This window comes from Rathayibacter sp. AY1C1 (assembly GCF_002932105.1).
Classification (GTDB): Bacteria; Actinomycetota; Actinomycetes; order Actinomycetales; family Microbacteriaceae; genus Rathayibacter.
Map to the genome: position 1 here is coordinate 1 of NZ_PSWH01000062.1, position 5,995 is coordinate 5,995.

Sequence of the window (5,995 nt, forward strand, 5' to 3'; positions counted from 1 at the left end):
AACCCGCCCCGACCCCACCGCCCCCGGCTCCGCCGGACGCTCCGCTCCCGCCGCCTCAGGCCGTGAGTCCGCCGAACAGAAGTGACACCGTCATCGCGATGATGACCGAGTCGAAGGCGAACGCGATGACGACGTTCGCGCGCACCAGGCGCCAGCCCTCTCTCGAGCGGATCTCGGCCGAGACCGTGGCCGCCATCGTGGACAGCAGGAGCGCAAGGGTCGCGTCGTCGCTGAGGTGCGGCGCCTCCTCGAAGGCGAAGCGCACCTGCGACCGCCGGGCGACCGCGACTCGAGGCGCAGGCAGGCCTGCGCGAACGAGAAGACCATCAACACCCACGAGCTCGCGACGGCGAGCAGGGCGGCGGCGAGGGAGAGGGGCTCGCTGCGGAAATCCGTCCTCTGCGCGATCGCCACCGTGACCACGACCGCCACCGTGACCACGATCGCCGGCACCGCCGCCGACAGCGTCGTGCTGGTCGCCCCGGTCGCCCCCAGCATCCGCGAGAGGAGGCGCCGCTCGCCGCGCGCCTCCTCCTCGGCGGTGCTCCGCAGCGCCTGCTCGTCGAGGCGCGAGAAGGAGGCGGCGCTTCGCAGCGCCTGCTCGTCGAGGAGCGAGGACGAGGCGGCGCTCCAGCCCACGGAGAGGGCGGTGGAGAGCGGCGGCCGAGCAGAGAGACCGCGGAACGAGGGTCGCCGTCGCATCGACGGCCCCGTCGCCAGGAGCGGGTGTCCCCGTCGCCAGGACGAGCAGCACCACCACGATCGTGACCAGGAGGCTCACGCACATCCGGAACAGATCGGAGCGGGACCGTCTGCGCGCGGTCATTGCCGCCCTCCCCGTCAGGGGCCCGGAGCGCGCCCCGAACAAGATCCACGCCGTTCCGTCCTGCCGCGTCCCGTGCGTTACCAGGCCATTCGTTGCAACCAACAACAAATCCCCCGCGCACCCGGCAGAATGGATCCATGACCTCACGGAGCAACTGGGCGGGCACCTACGAGTACCGCGCCGCCGCCATCATCGAGCCGGAGTCCGTCGAGGAGGTGCAGCGCCTCGTCCGCGAGAACGAGCGCGTCCGCGCCCTCGGCAGCCGCCACTCCTTCAACTCCCTGCCCGACACCCCCGGCGCACTGCTGCACCTGGGCCGCCTGGCCTCCGACCCCGTGATCGACGCCGAGGCGAGCACCGTCACCGTCGGCGGCGCCACCCGCTACGGCGTCGTCGCCGCGCACCTGCACAGCAACGGCTACGCCCTGCACAACATGGGCTCTCTCCCGCACATCTCGGTCGCCGGCGCCATCGCGACCGGCACTCACGGCTCGGGCGACCGCAACGCGAACCTCTCCTCCGCCGTCTCGGCGCTCGAGCTCGTCACCGCCGACGGCTCGCTGCGCACGATCCGCCGCGGGGAGCCGGGCTTCGAGGGCGTCGTCGTCGGCCTCGGCGCCTTCGGCATCGTCACCCGCGTGACCCTCGACATCCAGCCAACCTTCGACGTCCGCCAGGACGCGTTCGTCGACCTGCCCTGGGAGCGCGTGCTCGACGACTTCGACGCGATCACCTCCTCCGCCTACAGCGTCAGCCTCATGACCCACTGGTCCTCGCCGATCGTGGAGCAGCTGTGGCTGAAGACCAAGGTGGCGGCGGGATCCGTCGCCGACGTCGACGCGACGCACCTGGGCGCGGTCGCCGCCTCCGCGAGCCTCTTCGCCGTCTCGGAGGGTGTCGACTCCAACCTGAACCCGTTCGGCGGCTCCGTCGGACCGTGGTCCGAGCGCCTGCCGCACTTCCGCCTCGACCGCGAGCCGAGCGCGGGCGACGAGATCCAGAGCGAGTACATGGTGCCGCGCGCGAACGTCCGCGAGGCGATCGTGGCGCTGCGCGCGATCGGCGAGCGGATCGACGACGTCCTGCTCATCACGGAGCTGCGGACCATGGCGGGCGACGACCAGTGGCTCTCCCCCGCCGGAGGCCGCGACAGCGTCGGCGTGCACTTCACCTTCAAGAAGGACCGCGCCGGCGTCGACGCCGTGCTCCCCGCCGTCGAGGGCGCGCTGCTGCCGCTCGGGGCCCGGCCGCACTGGGGCAAGCACTTCCTCGCCGGAGCCGACGAGATCGCGCCGCTCTACCCGCACCTCGAGGAGTGGCGCACCCTCCGCTCCGAGTGGGACCCCTCGGGCCGCTTCGCGAGCGACTTCCTCCGCGACCGCCTGCTCGGCTGAGCGGCACCCGCCCCGCGGGACCAGGCAGGTTCCGCGGGACGGGGCTCACAGGACGTGGGTCGCGGGACGGGGCTCACAGGACACGGCTCGCGGCTCGCGGCCCACGGGACGCGGCCCACAGGACGCAGCTCGCGGGACGCGGCCCACAGGACGCAGCTCGCGGGACGCGGCTCTCGGAACGCCGCTCAGAACAGGCGTGCCGCGTCGGCGGGCTCGACGAGGTCGCGCACCAGCGCCGGGATCCGCTTCCGGAACGGGAAGAACCCCCGCGACGCCGACGGCCACGCCGCACCGTCCCAGCGGCGGCGCACGGTGACGAGCGCGACCCCCTCGTCGGCGAGAGCCGAGCGGAGCGCCTCCACCCGCTCGCCGACGGGCCCGACCGGCGCGTACGGAACGACCACGGTGTCGATCCGCTCGGAGACCGCCCAGTCGACGATCGTCGCGGCACGCGCGTCCGCCAGCACCCGCGCCGGCCGACCGCTGGAGTCGGAAGTGCGCTCGGCGGCGTCGGCGAGCGCCGCGGCGGTGAAGGCGGCGACCGCGTCGGAGACTCCGGACGGCGAGCGCCCGCCCGCGTCCCCGGCGACGGCGCACGCGACGAGGCGCTCGGCCAGACCCGGCTGCTCGGCGAGCAGGCTCTCCGCCTCGAGGTCCTCCTCGTGCAGCAGGAGGCCGGGGCGGGCGCCGACGGTCCCCACGACGTCGTCCTGCTCGAGCGGTGCCCGCGGCGGGAAGGGCTCCTCCGTCAGCGCGGGGGCTGTGGTGGCGAGGCCGCTCGGCGAGAAGCGCCCCTCCGTGTAGCGGGCGATGTTGGACGCGGAGGCGAGGTAGGTCTTGCCCGGAGTCTGCAGGCCGGCGACCCATCGCCACGACAGGGTGTTGGACGCGGCGTCGCCGTCGAGCAGGTGCCGGTAGAAGAAGTCGGCGCCGAGCTGCCAGGGCAGTCCGAGGGTGAAGATCCAGATGCTCGCGAACCACATGCGGGTGTGGTTGTGGAGGTACCCGGTCTCGACGAGCTCGCTCACCCACGCGTCCATCGCGTCGATGCCGCTGTGTCCGCCGATCGCGTCGAGGTACCCGGGCGGAGGATCGCCCGCGGAGGAGTCCGCCACCTCGCGGCGGTAGCGGCGCCAGACGTCCGGGTTCTGCTCGAGCCAGCCCTTCCAGTAGGTGCGCCAGAACACCTCCTGGACGAACTTCTCCGCGGCGGTCAGCCGGTGGCGCGCGAGGACCGCGGCGACGACGTCCCGCTCGGTGACGAGGCGGTGGCGGAGGTAGGGCGAGAGCCCGGAGACGTTGTCCCGGGACGGTCCGAGGTCGTGGTTGCGGTCGCGGGCGTAGGCGGAGCCCGCGCGGGCGACGAAGTCGTCGAGCGCCTCGAGACCGGCGGCTCTGGTCGGGATGAACATCGCCCCATCATCGGCGTCGGCCCGGTGAGAACACCGGCAGCGGCCTCCCGAGTGCGCTCCGGGGACGGAGGCGCCCGCCGAGCGCTCGTCAACGGGGTGACCGGCGCCTCCGACCCGACGTAGCGTCGGAGGACGAGAGGGAGGCCGCCATGCCCCGCGAGGAACAGATCCCGTCCACCATCGAGCGCTCCGACGAGCACGCGCAGAAGCTCTGGTCGGCCGCGCACGACTCGGCCGTCGACAGCTACGGCGACGGCGAGCGCGCCCACCGCACAGCCTTCGCCGCGCTGAAGCACGAGTACGAGAAGGTCGGCGACCACTGGGAGCGCAAGGCCGAGAGCGGCCCCTCCGACTCCCGCGCCGAGGGCCACGGCCGCTCCCCCGGGGGCGAGACGGCGGGCGGAGTGGACGCGAACGCGACCAAGGCGCACCTGATGGACCTCGCCAAGCGCCTGGACGTCTCCGGCCGCTCGCGCATGACGAAGGCCGAGCTCGTCGAGGCCCTGCAGAAGGAAAGCACTCGACGGACGCGCGACGCGCGGTGAGGGCAGGGGGCGGGGTCGGGAACAGCCGCCCCGCCGAGCCCCGGCCCGCTCAGTCCAGCGCGTCCCGCATGGCCGCCATGCCCAGCTCCAGCTCGGCGAAGGTGGTCGACAGCGGCGAGAGGCCGATCCGGATGCCGTCGGGTCGGCGGAAGTCCGGCACGACCCCCTCCGCCTGCAGCCGCGGGACCAGGCCGGCGAACGACTCGTGCGCGATCGTCACGTGCGAGCCGCGCCGGGCGGGGTCGAGCGGAGTCGCCACCCGCACCCCGCGCGGCACCAGCCACGCGTCGGCCAGCTCCAGCGCGTACGCCGTCATCGCCTCCGACTTCGCGCGGACCGCGGGCATGCCCACCGAGGCGATCAGCGCGATCATGTCCTGCATCGCGAGCATCCCCGTGATCGGCGGAGTCCCGCTGAGGAAGCGCCGCATCCCCTCGGCCGGACGATAGCCGGGTCCCATCTCGAACATGTCGGCGACGCCCATCCAGCCCTGCACCGGCTGCGCGAGCGAGCCCTGGTGCCGGGAGGCGACGTACGCCCACGCGGGCGCCCCCGGGCCTCCGTTGAGGTACTTGTAGGAGCAGCCGACCGCGAGGTCCGCGCCCCACGCGTCGAGCTCGAGCGGCACCGAGCCGACGGAGTGGGAGGCGTCCCAGAGCACGAGCGCGCCGGCCTCGTGCGCCTGAGCGGTGATCGCCGCGGCGTCGGCGAGGAACCCCGAGCGGTACGCGACGTGGCTGAGCAGCACCAGCGCCGTCCGCTCGCCGAGCACCGGGGCGAGGTCGTCGGGGCCGACGCCGCTCCCGGGGTCGGAGTCGATCCAGCGGAGCGTGCTGCCGGTCTCGGCCGCGATGCCCTCCAGCACGTACCGGTCGGTGGGGAAGTTGTCGGTGTCCACGACGATCTCGTCGCGCCCCTGCTCCGCCTGGCGTGCGATCGCCGCGCGGGCGAGCTTGTAGAGCAGGACGGTCGTGGAGTCGGCGACGACCGTCTGCCCGGCCGCGGCTCCCAGCACCGCGGAGCCGAGGGCGTCGCCGACCTCGAGCGGCATCTCGAGCCAGCCCTCCTCCCAGCCGCGGATGAGGCGGCCGCCCCACTCCTCCTCCGCGAACCGCGCGAGCCGGGCGACGCTGGCGCGCAGCGGCCGGCCGAGCGAGTTGCCGTCGAGGTAGGAGCGGACCTCGGGGGCGCGGACGAACAGCGCGGGGCAGTGCGCGAGCGGGTCCTGGGCGTCGAGCGGATGCATTCCCTCACCCTAGGTCGCGGGTGCCGGGCGCGACGCGCGCCGCGGGGCCCCCGATGCGTGCCGCCGCGGTCCCTGACGGGTGCTGCCGGGGTCCCTGACGGGTGCTGCCGGGGTCCCTGACGCCGCTCGGACGCCGCCCACCGTCCAGAAGTCGTCGCACTCGGCCGCGACTGCGACGACTCCCGAGCACTCGCGAGCCCTCACCCGGAGCCCCTCCCCCCCACTGTCCAGAACTTGTCGCACTCGGCGTCGACTGCGACAACTCTTGAGCACTCGCAAGCGCTCACCCCGGAGCCTCCCCACCGTCCAGAACTTGTCGCACTCGGCGTCGACTGCGACAACTCCTGAGCACTCGCGAGCCCTCACCCCGGAGCCTCCCCCACTGTCCAGAACTTGTCGCACTCGGTGTCGACTGCGACAACTCTTGAGCACTCGCGGACCCGCAGACTCGAGCCGGTCGCCACTCCTCCGAAGTCGCCGTACTCGCGCTCCAGTACGGCCGCTTCCGCATGGTCGTGGAGCCGCCGGGCCCGTCCCAGCGGTCATCGCCGAGTGCGCAGGAGTCGTCGCAC

The 5,995-nt window shown here is 73.5% G+C and carries 5 protein-coding genes; 2 read left to right on the forward strand and 3 right to left on the reverse strand.

All coding sequences use genetic code 11. From position 1 onward, the window contains the following. Positions 1–55: 55 nt before the first annotated feature. Positions 56–265 carry a DUF1345 domain-containing protein gene (locus tag C5C71_RS16940; protein ID WP_104338159.1) on the reverse strand — a complete coding sequence of 70 codons (210 nt, stop codon included), beginning with the start codon at positions 263–265 and terminating at the stop codon, positions 56–58. 698 nt (positions 266–963) lie between these two features. Between C5C71_RS16940 and C5C71_RS16945 the strand changes: the two genes are divergently transcribed. After that, the gene (locus C5C71_RS16945; protein WP_104338160.1) at positions 964–2,220 is read left to right on the forward strand and encodes an FAD-binding protein; all 1,257 of its coding nucleotides are present in this window, start codon (positions 964–966) and stop codon (positions 2,218–2,220) included. Between the two features lie 185 nt (positions 2,221–2,405). Here C5C71_RS16945 and C5C71_RS16950 read toward each other — a convergent pair whose 3' ends face one another. Further along, positions 2,406–3,632 carry an FAD-binding domain-containing protein gene (locus tag C5C71_RS16950; RefSeq protein WP_104338161.1) on the reverse strand — a complete coding sequence of 409 codons (1,227 nt, stop codon included), beginning with the start codon at positions 3,630–3,632 and terminating at the stop codon, positions 2,406–2,408. Between the two features lie 149 nt (positions 3,633–3,781). On the opposite strand from C5C71_RS16950, the gene C5C71_RS16955 reads away from it, so the two are divergent. Then, positions 3,782–4,177 (forward strand): ChaB family protein, encoded by a 396-nt coding sequence (locus tag C5C71_RS16955; protein ID WP_104225169.1) that lies wholly within the window; start codon positions 3,782–3,784, stop codon positions 4,175–4,177. A gap of 49 nt (positions 4,178–4,226) precedes the next feature. Here the strand turns inward: C5C71_RS16955 and C5C71_RS16960 are convergent, their stop codons facing one another. Continuing rightward, positions 4,227–5,423 (reverse strand): kynureninase, encoded by a 1,197-nt coding sequence (locus tag C5C71_RS16960; RefSeq protein ID WP_104338162.1) that lies wholly within the window; start codon positions 5,421–5,423, stop codon positions 4,227–4,229. Between the last annotated feature and the right edge of the window lie 572 nt (positions 5,424–5,995).